The 14319-nt window shown below is 58.1% G+C and carries 17 protein-coding genes; 15 read left to right on the forward strand and 2 right to left on the reverse strand.

The features are described from left to right. Positions 1–33 precede the first annotated feature (33 nt). The 13 genes from HMPREF2920_RS07970 (at position 34) to nucS (ending at position 11497) form a co-directional block, all read left to right on the forward strand. Positions 34–690 carry an L-threonylcarbamoyladenylate synthase gene (locus HMPREF2920_RS07970; RefSeq protein WP_005509411.1) on the forward strand — a complete coding sequence of 219 codons (657 nt, stop codon included), beginning with the start codon at positions 34–36 and terminating at the stop codon, positions 688–690. 82 nt (positions 691–772) lie between these two features. After that, a complete protein-coding gene (locus HMPREF2920_RS07975; RefSeq protein ID WP_224783720.1) occupies positions 773–2005 on the forward strand; it encodes a glycosyltransferase family 4 protein in 1233 nt (410 codons plus the stop codon). After that, complete coding sequence (locus tag HMPREF2920_RS07980; RefSeq protein ID WP_005509564.1) at positions 2002–2451, forward strand: Cg1360 family ATP-synthase-associated protein; 450 nt, start codon at positions 2002–2004, stop codon at positions 2449–2451. Before HMPREF2920_RS07975 ends, HMPREF2920_RS07980 begins: the two co-directional genes overlap by 4 nt. A 390-nt stretch (positions 2452–2841) precedes the next feature. Then, complete coding sequence (gene atpB / locus HMPREF2920_RS07985) at positions 2842–3636, forward strand: F0F1 ATP synthase subunit A (protein WP_016422455.1); 795 nt, start codon at positions 2842–2844, stop codon at positions 3634–3636. Between the two features lie 141 nt (positions 3637–3777). Continuing rightward, positions 3778–4029, forward strand: a complete 252-nt coding sequence (locus HMPREF2920_RS07990; protein ID WP_016422456.1) for an ATP synthase F0 subunit C — start codon at positions 3778–3780, stop codon at positions 4027–4029. A 32-nt stretch (positions 4030–4061) separates the two neighbouring features. After that, on the forward strand, positions 4062–4625 hold the full coding sequence (locus HMPREF2920_RS07995; RefSeq protein ID WP_005509352.1) for a F0F1 ATP synthase subunit B: 564 nt from the start codon (positions 4062–4064) through the stop codon (positions 4623–4625). 5 nt (positions 4626–4630) lie between these two features. Then, complete coding sequence (locus HMPREF2920_RS08000) at positions 4631–5449, forward strand: F0F1 ATP synthase subunit delta (RefSeq protein ID WP_048735245.1); 819 nt, start codon at positions 4631–4633, stop codon at positions 5447–5449. A 54-nt stretch (positions 5450–5503) separates the two neighbouring features. Next, on the forward strand, positions 5504–7147 hold the full coding sequence (atpA, locus tag HMPREF2920_RS08005; protein ID WP_005509387.1) for a F0F1 ATP synthase subunit alpha: 1644 nt from the start codon (positions 5504–5506) through the stop codon (positions 7145–7147). Between the two features lie 53 nt (positions 7148–7200). Continuing rightward, complete coding sequence (locus HMPREF2920_RS08010; protein WP_005509705.1) at positions 7201–8181, forward strand: F0F1 ATP synthase subunit gamma; 981 nt, start codon at positions 7201–7203, stop codon at positions 8179–8181. Between the two features lie 2 nt (positions 8182–8183). Further along, the gene (atpD, locus tag HMPREF2920_RS08015) at positions 8184–9623 is read left to right on the forward strand and encodes a F0F1 ATP synthase subunit beta (RefSeq protein WP_005509621.1); all 1440 of its coding nucleotides are present in this window, start codon (positions 8184–8186) and stop codon (positions 9621–9623) included. Between the two features lie 11 nt (positions 9624–9634). Then, positions 9635–10006 (forward strand): F0F1 ATP synthase subunit epsilon, encoded by a 372-nt coding sequence (locus HMPREF2920_RS08020; RefSeq protein ID WP_049172054.1) that lies wholly within the window; start codon positions 9635–9637, stop codon positions 10004–10006. 217 nt (positions 10007–10223) lie between these two features. Continuing rightward, positions 10224–10727 (forward strand): DUF2550 domain-containing protein, encoded by a 504-nt coding sequence (locus HMPREF2920_RS08025; protein ID WP_016422460.1) that lies wholly within the window; start codon positions 10224–10226, stop codon positions 10725–10727. 77 nt (positions 10728–10804) lie between these two features. Then, complete coding sequence (gene nucS, locus HMPREF2920_RS08030; protein WP_005509457.1) at positions 10805–11497, forward strand: endonuclease NucS; 693 nt, start codon at positions 10805–10807, stop codon at positions 11495–11497. A 364-nt stretch (positions 11498–11861) separates the two neighbouring features. Here the strand turns inward: nucS and mce are convergent, their stop codons facing one another. After that, on the reverse strand, positions 11862–12314 hold the full coding sequence (mce, locus tag HMPREF2920_RS08035) for a methylmalonyl-CoA epimerase (RefSeq protein ID WP_005509354.1): 453 nt from the start codon (positions 12312–12314) through the stop codon (positions 11862–11864). 31 nt (positions 12315–12345) lie between these two features. On the opposite strand from mce, the gene HMPREF2920_RS08040 reads away from it, so the two are divergent. Next, positions 12346–12651, forward strand: a complete 306-nt coding sequence (locus HMPREF2920_RS08040; protein ID WP_049172056.1) for a thiamine-binding protein — start codon at positions 12346–12348, stop codon at positions 12649–12651. An 84-nt stretch (positions 12652–12735) separates the two neighbouring features. Next, positions 12736–13785 (forward strand): co-chaperone YbbN, encoded by a 1050-nt coding sequence (locus HMPREF2920_RS08045; protein WP_049172058.1) that lies wholly within the window; start codon positions 12736–12738, stop codon positions 13783–13785. Positions 13786–13836: 51 nt separating this feature from the next. Here HMPREF2920_RS08045 and HMPREF2920_RS08050 read toward each other — a convergent pair whose 3' ends face one another. Next, on the reverse strand, positions 13837–14232 hold the full coding sequence (locus tag HMPREF2920_RS08050; RefSeq protein ID WP_016422463.1) for a TIGR02611 family protein: 396 nt from the start codon (positions 14230–14232) through the stop codon (positions 13837–13839). Between the last annotated feature and the right edge of the window lie 87 nt (positions 14233–14319).

Genomic DNA, 14319 nt, shown 5'->3' on the forward strand with positions numbered 1-14319 from the left:
AAAAGCAAACTTTGAAGCAGGAGCACAAATCTGATGAGCAGGATTATGGACTGCAGCACAGATGAAAACCGCGAACGCGCAATTGCAGCAGCAGTAGATGCAGTGAAGGCAGGACGGCTGGTCGTTATGCCTACCGATACCGTCTACGGCCTTGGCTGCGATGCCTTTGATAACCAGGCCGTTGCCTCCTTGCTGCGTGCCAAGCACCGCGGCCCGGATATGCCGGTACCGGTGCTCGTGGGTTCCTGGAACACGATTGAGGGGCTCGTCCGCGAATACTCGCCAGCTGCTCGCACGCTGGTGGAGGCTTTCTGGCCGGGCGGACTGTCGCTGGTTGTGAACCAGGCGCCGAGCTTGCCGTGGAACCTTGGTGATACCGCGGGTACGGTCATGCTGCGCATGCCGCTGCACCCAATTGCTATCGAGATTCTGCGCCGCACCGGTCCGATGGCCGTGTCCAGTGCGAACATCTCCGGCCAGGCACCGGCCACCAATGCCGTGCGTGCCAAGCAGATGTTGGGTGGGGAAGCGGCTGTCTACGTCGACGGCGGCGAAGCCACGATTGGCACCCCATCGACGATTGTCGATATCTCGACTCCAGTGCCGCGGATTCTGCGCGAAGGCGCTGTGTCAGCAGCGGCGGTTGCCGAGGTTTTGAGTACTACGCCCGAGCGACTGCTGGGGCAGTAGTCTTGTCTACCTAAGGCTTTTCCTGTTTAGTATCTGCAGCGATTGTGTGGGTGAGTAGTACCTAGTGGCGGACATGAGCTTATTGGCAGCCCAGTCGGGTGGGGCAGGTGTGCCCATCCGCGAGCTCGCCATGCTCGTTTTAGTTTCCGCTGCTGTCAGTTATTTGCTCACTGGAGTGGTGCGTTATGTGCTGGTCCGCTCGGGCTGGTTGGATGCGCCCCGCACGCGCGATGTCCACGATATTCCGAAGCCCAGGCTCGGAGGCGTGGCGATGTACTCCGGGGTGGTCGCAGCTATCGCCCTTGCCTCGGTGATGCCGGCTCTCAACCGTGGTTTTCCGCCCATGACTCCAGATATGAGGGCAGTTGTGGCGGCCGCGTCGCTCTTGCTAATCGTCGGTATTTGGGATGACCTCTTTGACTTAGATGCCCTCACGAAGTTGGTGGGGCAGGTCGCGGCGGCACTTTTGATGTCATTTATGGGCGTCAATTGGTATCTGCTCTATATCCCGTTCAGTGGCGGCGCCACGCTCATTCTCGATCCAATCATGTCCACAGTCTTGACTGTCCTATTTACTGTGGCATTGATTAACGCCTTCAACTTTGTTGACGGCATCGATGGTCTCGCAGCTGGACTCGGCATGATCGCCGCAGCTGCAATCCTTGTCTATTCGATGGTCATGCTTCACGACCAAGGCGGAACCGTGTCTGCCTATCCACCCGCGATGATTTCCGCGTGCCTCCTCGGCGCTTGCCTGGGCTTCTTGCCGCACAACTTCGAGCCCGCACGCATTTTCATGGGCGATTCCGGTGCCATGATGATCGGCTTGCTGCTCGCAGCGGCATCGGTGTCGGCGTCGGGACGCATCGCGCCCTCCATGTACGGCACCGCTGACGTCATCGCTCTAATCTCGCCGGTTGTGGTCGTCATCGCAGCAATTAGCGTGCCAATGCTCGACTTGCTGCTTGCTGTCGTTCGCCGCGTCAGCCAGGGCAAGTCACCCTTCTCACCCGACAAAATGCATATTCACCACCGCCTCCTGTCGATGGGACACAGTCATCGCCGCGTGGTGCTAGTGCTTTACCTATGGGTGTCGGTCGTCGCGTACGCCGCCGTTGCCACCACCATTTTCCCCTTTGAATTTGTCGCTCTCACCTTCGGGATCCTGCTTATCATCGCGGTTGTCTTCACCCTCCGCCGTCGCAATGCGCTTGCCGACGACCGTTCAACGGGAGCGCGTCCCAGAAGTGGAAGTGGGGTCCGGCAGGTTATAAGACGTCGACGTGGACGCAGAAGGTACAATCTTCGACCGTGACTGAAAAAACAACTCCGGAGCCCGAGTCTAAATACGACGATTCGCGGCGACCGCTGCTGGCTGCTGCTCGCTCGGGCGCAATCGCGCTCGCTGTGATTACCGTGCTTTCGCTGCTGGTCTGGGGTGGCAAAAACGGTATGCCCGGTGTCTGGGGCGTACTCCTTGGTGCGGGCATTAGCGGAAGCTTCGTATTGCTTACCGTTCTAGGCATCCTCTTTACTGCTCGAACTTCGCCGTCCGTCACGCTTGCCGTTGTACTGGGTGGCTGGTTGTTGAAGATTGTCGTATTGATCGGTGTCCTGGTTGTTATTAGAAATCTTGAGTTTTATGACAACATGACTTTCTTCGTCACTGTTGTACTCACGCTGATGGTGACGCTGGGTGCAGAAGTGTGGGGAATGTCGCAATCTAACCTCACTTATGTGCAACCAATGAAGGACGAATAGCTCGTTAATAACTTGTTGACCTGCTGAGAGGCTGCAATGCGCCTCTAAAACCGCAGGTAATAAGCATATTGTCCAGTTTGTGCAGAAGATGCCACAAATAGAGGCCGAAACCCACAGCGGGGGTCGGCCTCTTTGTTGGTTTCGGGGTCGGAAACGCGGGGGTGTACCGGGTGGGGAAAATGAGTCAGAACTGTTATCCTGAGTTTCGGGTAAGACGGCCTGTAGCGAAATAACTATCATTTCCACAGGTACGGTCCCCGTGAGCGCCGTGCTGATGAGCGAATGGAATCCGCGGCGCGACACGTTAAATGACGTCCTTCGCACCGCTTGACAATAGTTCTAGCGGCCCAATCACGGGAGAGAACGCTGAGCGTTACAACACTTGCCGAGATGCGGGGTGAGTTTCACTCACCCAACTTGCAGGAGGAGTATTTCCCGGGTGAACAATTTGGCGACTTCATTTTAGGTGGCAGTGGCGACTGGTACGCCATGGACCGCCTGATGATTGTTCGTCTTTTGATGGCCGTGATCGTCGCCGTGTTCTTCGTCGTCGCAATGCGTCGTCCGAAGCTCGTGCCGACTGGTCTGCAGAACGTTGCGGAGTTGATGCTGGACTTCGTCCGCATCCACATCGCGGAGGAGATTCTGGGTAAGAAGGAGGGGCGTCGTTTCCTTCCGGTTCTGGCCACCATCTTCTTCCTTGTTATCTCGATGAATATTGCGGCTATTATTCCTGGCCTCAATATTTCGCCGAACGCCCGAATCGGTATGCCACTGGTTCTGGCCCTGTTCGCATACGTTGCCTTCATTTACGCGGGCTCGAAGAAGATGGGCTTCTTCAAGTTTGTGAAGTCGGCAGTCGTTATTCCGAACTTGCCACCGGTACTCCACCTCATCGTGGTGCCGATCGAGATTTTCTCCAACTTCGTTCTCCGCCCAGTTACGCTGACCATCCGTCTGATGGCCAACATGCTGGCGGGCCACATGGTTCTAGTCCTGCTTTTCGGTGCCACGAACTTCTTCTTCTGGCAGCTGAATGGTTGGACCGCCCTGTCCGGGTTGACCCTTGTCGCTGCGGTAGCATTCACGCTGTTCGAGATGCTGGTGATTTTCCTGCAGGCATACATCTTTGCCCTGCTGAGCGCCGTCTACATCGAACTGTCGCTGCACGCAGACGAGCACTAACCCATAACTAATGAGGCCGCAACTTCGGCAACAAGGCCTCGCAAATTTAATAGCAAGACCCACTTGACCCACAAAAGCCCCGGGCCTACTTAGAACAATCTTTAATCCGGGGCCATCCTTTAAGAAAGGGAACGGTTCATAATGAACGACGTCATCCTCTCCGCCCAGGACGCTGTCCAGGCTGTCGACACCAACGCTGGCCTGAAGACCATCGGTTACGGTCTGTCCACCCTGGGCCCGGGCCTCGGTATCGGTATCGTCGCCGGCAAGACCGTTGAGGGTATGGCACGCCAGCCTGAGATGGCCGGCCAGCTGCGTACCACCATGTTCCTGGGTATCGCCTTCACTGAGGCTCTCGCCCTGATCGGCCTGGTCGCAGGCTTCGTTTTCTAAGTCCGGACCTTCAAGCGGAGAACACGTAAACCATGACAGATTTCACCTTTTTGCTAGCGGCGGGTGACCTCCCGATGGGAGAGTCCATTAACCCGCTGCTGCCAAAGACCTATGACATCGTCTGGTCCGTTGTCCCGCTGGTAGTTATCCTGGTTCTCTTCTGGAAGCTCGTTCTTCCGAAGTTCCAGGAGGTCCTGACCGAGCGGGAGGACCGGATTGAGGGCGGCATTGAACGCGCTGAAGCTGCACAGGCTGAAGCCAAGGCCGCTCTGGAAAAGTACAACAGTCAGCTCGCAGAGGCCCGTACTGAAGCAGCAAAGATTCGCGACGAAGCCCGTGCACAGGGTCAGCGCATCATTGCAGACGCTACGACCAAGGCTAATGACGAGAGCGCACGAATCATCGAGTCCGGTGAGAAGCAGCTCGCTGCCCAGCGTGAGCAGGTAGTCGCAGAGCTGCGTAAGGAAATGGGCCAGAACTCCATCAATCTCGCTGAGCGCCTTCTGGGCGAGCAGCTTTCCGACGACGTTCGTAACTCGTCGACGATTGACAACTTCTTGTCCAACCTTGACACCGTGGCCCCGGCCGGAAAGTAGGCGACATGCACGCAGCAAGCCGCGAATCCCTGGCAGCCCTTAGCCAGCGACTGGACGCCGCTATCGGTGGCGACAATGTCGCTGTTGCTCAGGCTGCTCAGACTGGTTCCGAGCTTTTCGACATCGTCGAGGTCCTGGACTCCGACCGCGGCCTGCGTGTCGCTGTCGCCGACACCTCGGCGACTGCGGAACAGCGTTCCGGCCTTGTCCGGAGCCTGTTCGCGGGCAAGGTATCTGAGACGACTCTTAACCTCGTCGTGGATGCTGCCGCGCAGGTATGGTCCACCCCGCGTGAAATGCGTGAGGGTTTGGTAGAGCTGGGCCGTCGAGCCCTCCTTCGCTCTGCCGAAGGCCAGGGACAGCTTGAGACTGTTGAGTCTGAGCTGTTCCAACTGGGACACATCCTGGCTGAGCAGTCGCAGCTTGAACAGCTGCTGGCCGACAAGGCCGCAACCCCCGAAGCCAAGCGTGGGCTCCTCGCCTCTGTGCTGTACGGCAAGGTCACTTCCGTGACCGAAACCCTGGCACTGCAGGCTGTTGGCCGCCCATCCAAGCGCCCCGCGGACGACATTGACTCCCTGTCCCGGCTAGCCGCCGGCCTGCGGAACCACGTCGTCGCTCGCGTGACCAGTGCCACGGCCGTCTCTGACGAGCAAGAGCGAGCACTGGCGGACAAGCTCGGCCGAGTCTACGGCAAGGCGATGTCCATCCACACCGTGATCGACAAGTCGATTCTCGGTGGACTGGTCATCCGGGTTGGCGACGAGGTCATCGACGGTAGCCTTTCAACAAAGCTTGAGAAGCTGCGCGTCGGCCTCGGCTGACGGATGGTTTAGACGATTAATCACTGGAAGAATATTACCGAGAGCAGGAAGAACATGGCGGAGCTGACGATCTCCTCCGACGAGATCCGTAGCGCGATTGCGAACTACACCTCGAGCTACTCCCCGGAGGCCTCCCGTGAGGAGGTTGGCGTTGTTATCAGTGCAGCTGATGGTATCGCCCAGGTTTCGGGAATGCCGTCGGTCATGACGAATGAGCTTCTGGAGTTCCCGGGCGGCGTTATTGGCGTCGCTCAGAACCTTGACACCGACAAGGTCGGCGTTGTGGTGCTGGGTAACTTCGAGTCGCTTAAAGAGGGTGACGAGGTAAAGCGGACGGGTGACGTCCTTTCGATTCCGGTCGGGGACAAGTTCCTCGGTCGCGTAATTAACCCCCTGGGCCAGCCGATTGACGGCCTGGGCGACATTGAGGCTGAAGAGGACCGCGTCCTCGAGCTGCAGGCACCGACCGTGCTGCAGCGTCAGCCGGTTGAAGAGCCGATGGCTACTGGTATTAAGGCCATCGACGCAATGACCCCAATTGGTCGTGGTCAGCGTCAGCTGATCATTGGTGACCGTAAGACCGGTAAGACCGCGGTCTGCCTGGACACCATTTTGAACCAGAAGGCTAACTGGGAGTCCGGTGACCCGAGCAAGCAGGTGCGATGCATCTACGTTGCTATCGGTCAGAAGGGCTCCACCATTGCTGGTGTGCGCCAGACCCTCGAGGAGCAGGGCGCACTCGAGTACACCACCATCGTTGCTGCCCCGGCGTCGGATGCCGCAGGCTTCAAGTGGCTTGCACCATTCGCAGGCGCCGCACTGGGTCAGCACTGGATGTACCAGGGCAAGCACGTCCTGGTCATTTACGATGATCTGACTAAGCAGGCAGAGGCATACCGTGCCATCTCGCTGCTGCTGCGTCGCCCGCCGGGACGCGAAGCTTACCCGGGTGACGTCTTCTACCTCCACTCCCGTCTGCTGGAGCGTGCTGCGAAGCTCTCCGACGACATGGGTGCAGGCTCGCTGACCGCACTGCCGATCATCGAGACCAAGGCAAACGACGTGTCGGCCTTCATTCCGACCAACGTCATTTCCATTACCGATGGCCAGGTCTTCCTCGAGTCCGACCTGTTCAACCAGGGTGTCCGCCCGGCTATTAACGTCGGTGTGTCGGTTTCCCGTGTTGGTGGTGCCGCACAGACCAAGGGCATGAAGAAGGTTTCCGGTAACCTGCGTCTGGACCTCGCGTCCTACCGCGACCTGGAAGCATTCGCAATGTTCGCATCCGACCTGGACGATGCCTCCAAGCGTCAGCTGGAGCGCGGTCAGCGTCTGGTTGAGCTGCTGAAGCAGAAGGAAAACCACCCGCAGCCGGTCGAGTACCAGATGACCTCCATCTACCTCGCTGGTGAGGGCGAATTCGACGATGTCCCGGTTGAGGACGTCCGTCGCTTCGAGGCCGAGCTGCTTGAGCACCTGCAGGACACTCAGCCTGCAGTCTTCGAGCAGATTGACGGCGGCGTCGCCTTCTCTGACGAGTCCAAGGCTGCTCTGAAGTCCGCTACCGCTAACTTCAAGAAGTCCTTCCAGACTTCTGAGGGCGCACCGCTGGCTTCCGAGGCTCCGGTCGAGGCACTCGACGAGGGCGAGCTCAAGAAGCAGCAGATTACGGTCTCCCGCAAGACTGCCCAGAACTAGGCAGGTTGAGCTACTCAATGACCGTTTTCGCAATTGAAGGGAGGGAATAGGACATGGCGAATCTTCGTGAACTTCGAGCCCGAATCAAGTCGGTGAACTCGACCAAGAAGATCACCAAGGCCCAGGAGCTTATCGCAACCTCGCGCATTACCAAGGCGCAGCGTCGCGTAGCAGACTCCCAGCCGTACGCCGACGAAATCGAGAAGGTCATCGGACGTCTCGCATCGGCTTCGTCGTTGGATCACCCGATGCTCGTAAAGCGTGAGGGTAACCAGCGTGTTGCAGTCCTGGTTGTCACCAGTGACCGCGGCATGTGTGGCGGCTACAACCACAACGTCCTGAAGAAGGCTGCAGAGCTGCGTACCGCTCTGGAAGAGCAGGGGCATGAGGTCGTTCTCTACGTGACTGGCCGTAAGGGCACCGACTACTACGACTTCCGTGGTGTCGAGCTCGCCGGTACGTGGGAGGGCTTCTCCCAGGATCCGGACTACGCCGCAACCCACGACGTGCGTCGTCACCTCATTGATGGTTTCAACGCTACGGCCGAGGGCACTGCCAAGTACCGCGAAGGCCTGCGTGGCACCAACGGCGAGGCCGTTCAGGGCTTCGACCAGGTCCACGTTGTCTACACGGAATTCGTGTCCATGCTTTCTCAGATTCCGCGTGCACACCAGATGCTCCCGATTGAGCCTGTGTACGAGGATGTCGAGATTGCTCAGGGCGAGGACATGCTGTCCGATGGATCAGATGACCTCAAGCCGGACTACGAATTCGAGCCTGATGCAGACACCCTGTTGGCAGAGCTTCTGCCGCAGTACGTGTCCCGTACCCTGTTCGCAGTGATGCTCGAGGCCGCTGCCTCTGAGTCCGCTGCCCGTCGTAACGCTATGAAGTCCGCGACGGACAACGCTACCGAGCTGGTCAAGGACCTCTCGCGTGTTGCTAACCAGGCACGTCAGGCACAGATTACCCAGGAAATCACAGAAATCGTCGGTGGCGCCGGTGCGCTCGACGACAGCGGAGAAAGTGACTAGATATGAGCACAGCTCTAAGTGAGCAGAACACCACCACGGCTGTGGGCCGTGTTGTGCGTGTCATCGGTGCCGTCGTCGACGTGGAGTTCCCGCGTAACGAACTGCCGGCACTTTACAACGCGCTGACCGTGGAAGTTACCCTTCCTTCGGTCGCCAAGACCATTGTCCTCGAGACTGCACAGCACCTCGGCGACAACATGGTTCGTACCATTGCTATGGCCCCGACCGACGGCCTGGTCCGCGGTGCAGAGGTCAAGGACACCGGTAAGCCGATTTCGGTTCCGGTTGGTGACGTCGTCAAGGGTCACGTCTTTAACGCAATGGGCGACTGCCTGGACGAGCCGGGCCTGGGTCGCGATGGCGAGCAGTGGGGCATCCACCGTGAGCCGCCGGCCTTCGATCAGCTCGAGGGCAAGACCGAGATTCTGGAAACCGGTATTAAGGTCATCGACCTGCTGACCCCGTACGTTAAGGGCGGCAAGATTGGTCTGTTCGGTGGTGCCGGTGTCGGTAAGACCGTTCTGATCCAGGAGATGATTACTCGTATTGCACGCGAGTTCTCCGGTACTTCGGTCTTCGCCGGTGTTGGTGAGCGTACCCGTGAGGGCACCGACCTCTTCCTGGAAATGGAAGAGATGGGCGTTCTCCAGGACACCGCCCTCGTCTTCGGCCAGATGGACGAGCCGCCGGGAGTCCGTATGCGTGTCGCGCTGTCGGGTCTGACCATGGCGGAGTACTTCCGCGATGTTCAGCACCAGGACGTGCTGCTCTTCATTGACAACATCTTCCGTTTCACCCAGGCCGGTTCTGAGGTTTCGACCCTGCTGGGTCGTATGCCTTCCGCCGTGGGTTACCAGCCGACCCTGGCTGACGAGATGGGTGTTCTGCAGGAGCGCATTACGTCCACCAAGGGCCGTTCGATTACCTCTCTGCAGGCCGTCTACGTGCCTGCCGATGACTACACCGACCCGGCTCCGGCAACGACCTTCGCCCACCTCGATGCAACCACCGAGCTCGACCGCTCGATTGCATCGAAGGGTATTTACCCGGCAGTGAACCCGCTGACTTCGACTTCTCGTATCCTCGAGCCGTCGATCGTCGGTGAGGAGCACTACCGAGTTGCTCAGCAGGTTATTAACATCCTGCAGAAGAACAAGGAACTCCAGGACATCATCGCCATCCTCGGTATGGACGAGCTGTCTGAGGAGGACAAGGTGACCGTGCAGCGTGCACGTCGTATCCAGCGATTCTTGGGTCAGAACTTCTTCGTTGCTGAGAAGTTCACGGGTCTGCCTGGTTCGTACGTCCCGCTGAAGGACACCATCGTTGCCTTCGACCGCATCTGCAAGGGCGACTTCGACAACTACCCGGAGATGGCCTTCGACGGCCTGGGTGGCCTCGACGATGTCGAGAAGAAGTACGCTGAAATGCAGAAGAAGTAAGGGGCATCCTCATGGCTGAAATCACCGCTGAACTGGTTGCCGTTGAGCGACCGCTCTGGAAGGGCAAGGCCACTTTGGTCTCTGCCCAGACCACCGAGGGTGAGATCGGCGTGCTGCCCGGACACCAGCCGTTGCTTGGCCAGCTGGTCAACAACGGCACGGTGACCATCAAGACCGCAGACGGCAAGGTTCTTGTCGCTTCGGTACAGGGTGGGTTCATTTCCGTGTCTACCTCGAAGGTTTCGATCCTCGCGGATAAGGCAGTCTGGGCTGACGAGGTTAACCTCTCCGAGGCCGAGTCCAACCTGACTTCGGATGACCCTGCAGTAAAGGCTCAGGCTGAGTCGGAGGTCCGCGCGGCTCGTCGCGCTTCCACCAACTAGTCTGTTCGCCTGAACATCCGGTCGCACGACCGTATTCTTCCTGCTTCTTTAAACGGGGCGGGGAGCTCGCAAGAGAAATCTTGCCAGCTTCCCGCCCCGTTTTTCTTAGTTATTTTTCATGTCAGTGCAACAATCGGGTAGGGTTTGTAAAAAGCCTCTAATGCGCTTTTGAACCAAGGTTCGTCGTCTATTCACCCGGATGCGAGGCTGGCAGATAGTGTTTTCAAGCGTAACCATGATGTCAATCATGTTCATGATTATCGGTGCGATGTTGATCGTCGGCGGGGTCCTTGCCCTGTGGCGTTTCGCCAGCCTGCATGCAAAAGGTACTCCTGTTATTGCTCGTCGCCTTCCTGCAGGTGATGGCAGTCATTGGCGCCATGGTGTCATTGTTTATTCCGAGTCGACGTTGAAGATGTACAAGCTACGTTCGCTGCGTCCTGGCTGTGATGCCGAATTTGCCCGTCACGATGTCACTATTGTGGATCGCCGAGATCCGACTGACATCGAGGCGGGTTTTTTCGCGCCCGGGCTTCGGGTAGTCAGGATTAAAACGGGGAAAAATACCGAATGGGAGTTTGCTGTGGACTCGTCCTCGGACACTGCGCTGGTGGCGTGGGTGGAGTCGAAGCCGTCGTCACGCCAGACTCGTGAGTTTCCTACAGACATTGAGCGCCGTTTCCGTTCGGCTTATAACCGTGGCCGAGGAAGTCAGTATTAGCCTCGGACGACAGGCTATTGCTAAGGCTCTAGTGGGTATTGTTTTCTCCCGCGCGGCAGTCACGTTAGGGTAGGGGAATGCGCCTTGTGATTGCTGAATGCACCGTTGACTATGTCGGTCGCTTGAATGCCCATCTGCCTCATGCCCCGCGCTTGCTGTTGGTGAAAGCCGATGGGTCTGTTTCTGTGCATGCCGACGACCGTGCATATAAGCCTCTAAACTGGATGACACCGCCGTGCACGCTGACGGAGAAGGATATTCTCGACGAGTCGGGTGAAGACACTGGTGAAAAGCTCTGGGTCGTCGAGAATAAGAAGGGCGAGCAGCTTCGTATAACTATCGGCAAGGTGCTGGCTGATAGCACGTACGAACTGGGAGAGGACCCTGGCCTGGAGAAGGACGGGGTAGAAGCGCATCTACAGGAACTGCTTGCAGATCAGTTCACAACGTTTGGCGAGGGCTACACCCTGATTAGGCGCGAATACCCAACCCCGATCGGACCGGTGGACCTGCTTGGCCGCGATGAAAACGGCGCCACCGTTGCAGTCGAGGTTAAGCGTCGGGGCGGTATCGATGGCGTTGAGCAGCTAACCCGTTACTTGGAGATGCTGAACCGCGATGAGCTGCTGGCACCGGTGGAAGGGATTTTTGCTGCCCAGGAGATTAAGCCACAGGCCAAGACTCTGGCAGAGGATCGTGGGATTCGCTGTGTGACCGTGGATTACGACGCCCTGCGTGGCCTGGAGTCCAATGAATTGCGGTTGTTCTAGCCATGCCTAGGCGAAACCACAAGCGGCGCGGTAATCAACGAGGCAACCAACGCGGCGGGCGTAATAACCACGGCCAGAATCGCGGCAGCCTGCCCACATTTGGCAGTTCTTTCCAAAACACCCGCACTGAATCTGGGCCTGCCGGTTGGCAGGACGTGGACTTTGCGGTGCGTAACATCAGCGCTGGACAGTCGAACAAGGTTTATCGCTGTCCAGGGTGCGACCAGGAAATCATGCCCGGGACCTCGCACATCGTAGCTTGGCCGCAGGATTATGGTGCAGGCGCCGATGACCGGCGCCATTGGCACACTAACTGCTGGCGCAATAGAGCTCACCGCACTATCACGCGCCGCTGGGGATAGATTTACTTAGCCGGCTCAACGAGCTCCAGCAGGACGCCGCCGGCATCCTTCGGGTGGATGAAGTTGATGCGCGAACCTGCGGTACCGATCTTCGGCTCCGGGTACAGCACCCGGGTGCCCTGCTCCTTCAGGTGCGCCATCAGCGCCTCCAGATCAGTGACACGAACTGCGTACTGCTGGATTCCTGGACCCTTCTTGTCCAGGTACTTTGCAATCGTGGACTGGTCATTCAGTGGCGCGAGAATCTGAACCAGAGTGCCACCTTCAACCTTGTCGGCCGGGCCGACCATGGCCTCGTGGACACCCTGCTCTTCATTGACTTCATCGTGGTAGTTGATGAAACCAAGGTTTGCGCGGTACCACTCAATAGCGGCATCAAAATCCGGGACTGCGACGCCGACGTGATCAACAGCGACTACGTACTTATGGGGAACGGGAATCTGTGTCTCACTCATAGTTTCCAGGGTACTCGCTATTATCGGCGCCATGATTGTCGCATTTTCTGTTGCCCCCACTTTCTCCGATCCTGAGCAGGGAATGGCTGAGGCCGTTGCTGAAGCCGTGCGTGTTGTGCGCGAATCTGGCCTGCCCAACGAGACCAATGCCATGTTCACCCTTGTTGAAGGCGAATGGGATGAGGTGATGGATGTCATTAAGCGAGCCACGGAAGCAGTCAGCCGTGTCAGTCCGCGTACTTCTCTGGTCATCAAAGCGGACATTCGCAACGGATACACCGGGCAGCTGCGTGCGAAAGTGGATGCGGTCGAGGATGCGCTGAAAGCCACCGACTAGTCTCTTGTTCGGATTGGACACGTAGGCTCTACATAGGTCTTTACATAGGCTTTACGACGACACTGGAGAGGAACCCCTTTGACGATGCCAGCTGGACATGGTCACGCACATGGCCATTCTCATGGTCACTCGCATGGAGCACACGGTCACCGCGAGTGCTCGACTCCGCCGCCACCACCCGGCACGGTTGATTTGGAGCAGCTCCACCAGCGCGCCGAAGCCGAACGTAAGCGCCGAGAGGAGATCGAGCGGGCAACCAGTGATCAGGGAAATGGGCTTCCTCCTGTAGTTGAGATTGTCCCGCAGACCCTTGAGGCAGAAGTCGTTCTGCGCTCGGAGCAGGTCCCGGTTATTGTCTTGATCGGCATGGCTGGAGCAGCTGATTCGTTGCGTCTTCGGGCTGAGCTAGAAGGCATGGCCCGTGAGGCTAATTTGAACTGGATCCTGGCGTGGGCAGATGCTGAGGAGCATCCGCAGCTGGCCCAGGCATTCGGTGTGCAGGCAGTGCCGACAGTCACGGCTGTGGCTATGGGCAGTCCCATTGGCATGTTTGTCGGCGAGAAAACCAGGGATTGGCTGGAGCAGTGGCTGGCGCAGGTTATGAAGGCCACTCGGGGTCGTCTCAAGGGGTTGCCGGCGGGAACTCGTATGGCTGGGGAGGGCAGCGGGCCGGAGGCTCCGGAGCCGACTGACTTCTTCGGCAATCCCGTACCCACCGATGACCCGCGTTTGGAGCAGGCTGAAGAGTTGCTCGAGGAGGGCGATTTCGACGGAGCGTTGGAGCTGTATGACGCTATGCTGCAGTCCGAGCCCGCAAATCAGGGGCTGAAGCGCGCTCACGCGAATGTGTCCTTCTTCGCCCGCGCTGCCAAAATCGATCGCAGCGCAGATCCAATTGCAAAGGCCGACGCTGCGCCGAAGGACGTCGCGCTCGCCCTCGATGCCGCGGATGTCACGATGCTTGTCGACGATCCAGCGAAGGCGCTCGATCGTTTGTTGAAGTTGCTCCCGCAGGTGTTTGGCGATGACCGTGAGGCCATCAAGTCGCGTCTACTAGAGCTGCTTGTGCTATTCGATACCGCAGATCCAGTGGCATTGGATGCACGCCGGAGGATGGCTAGCGCACTGTACTAGGAGTACTGGACTAGGGGCACTGTACTAGGAGCCTGGAAAGCGCTCAGGCTCCTAGCTTGAAGCGTCGGTGTATGGCCAGTCATCCGGAGCCATGAAGTAGTAGACGCTGCCCATTACAGCGGCCATAAACGCCATTAGCAACAGGAAAAGTGTTGCTTTCATTGCCACATGACGCTCCGCATACCAGGCGTAAAAGGCGTCCAATTTTGCTGCCAACCAGATGTTCAGGCGACGTGTCGGCGGATGCACCAACGAGAGAATTCCCAGTGCAACAAAGATGCAGAGCCATCCGGGAGCAGGAGTTGGCAAAATGATAATGCCAACAATGAGCAATACGAAGCCTGCGACGAGAAGAACCGGGGAGAGTACCGGCCCATACCAGGTGTTGCGCATATGGGCATGGCGAATCTGCATGCGGTCCATCAAGCGATGTACCTTTTCCTTCATTGCGATTCACTTCCTCCGATTTTCGGTGCCGTGCGCTATTTCTAGCAGCGGTCTCGGACGAGGCATCGTTGAAGCATTAAGCATCAA

It is taken from the genome of Corynebacterium sp. HMSC075F02 (genome assembly GCF_001838335.1).
Lineage (GTDB): Bacteria > Actinomycetota > Actinomycetes > Mycobacteriales > Mycobacteriaceae > Corynebacterium > Corynebacterium jeikeium_D.

Excerpts from the sequence above, each read along its gene's own strand:
- HMPREF2920_RS07970 (WP_005509411.1), top strand. The coding sequence starts at position 34 with ATGAGCAGGATTATGGACTGCAGCACAGATGAAAACCGCGAACGCGCA.
- atpB (WP_016422455.1), top strand. The coding sequence starts at position 2,842 with ATGCGGGGTGAGTTTCACTCACCCAACTTGCAGGAGGAGTATTTCCCG.
- HMPREF2920_RS07990 (WP_016422456.1), top strand. The coding sequence starts at position 3,778 with ATGAACGACGTCATCCTCTCCGCCCAGGACGCTGTCCAGGCTGTCGAC.
- HMPREF2920_RS07995 (WP_005509352.1), top strand. The coding sequence starts at position 4,062 with ATGACAGATTTCACCTTTTTGCTAGCGGCGGGTGACCTCCCGATGGGA.
- HMPREF2920_RS08000 (WP_048735245.1), top strand. The coding sequence starts at position 4,631 with ATGCACGCAGCAAGCCGCGAATCCCTGGCAGCCCTTAGCCAGCGACTG.
- atpA (WP_005509387.1), top strand. The coding sequence starts at position 5,504 with ATGGCGGAGCTGACGATCTCCTCCGACGAGATCCGTAGCGCGATTGCG.
- HMPREF2920_RS08010 (WP_005509705.1), top strand. The coding sequence starts at position 7,201 with ATGGCGAATCTTCGTGAACTTCGAGCCCGAATCAAGTCGGTGAACTCG.
- atpD (WP_005509621.1), top strand. The coding sequence starts at position 8,184 with ATGAGCACAGCTCTAAGTGAGCAGAACACCACCACGGCTGTGGGCCGT.
- HMPREF2920_RS08020 (WP_049172054.1), top strand. The coding sequence starts at position 9,635 with ATGGCTGAAATCACCGCTGAACTGGTTGCCGTTGAGCGACCGCTCTGG.
- nucS (WP_005509457.1), top strand. The coding sequence starts at position 10,805 with ATGCGCCTTGTGATTGCTGAATGCACCGTTGACTATGTCGGTCGCTTG.
- mce (WP_005509354.1), bottom strand. The coding sequence starts at position 12,314 with ATGAGTGAGACACAGATTCCCGTTCCCCATAAGTACGTAGTCGCTGTT.
- HMPREF2920_RS08040 (WP_049172056.1), top strand. The coding sequence starts at position 12,346 with ATGATTGTCGCATTTTCTGTTGCCCCCACTTTCTCCGATCCTGAGCAG.
- HMPREF2920_RS08045 (WP_049172058.1), top strand. The coding sequence starts at position 12,736 with ATGCCAGCTGGACATGGTCACGCACATGGCCATTCTCATGGTCACTCG.
- HMPREF2920_RS08050 (WP_016422463.1), bottom strand. The coding sequence starts at position 14,232 with ATGAAGGAAAAGGTACATCGCTTGATGGACCGCATGCAGATTCGCCAT.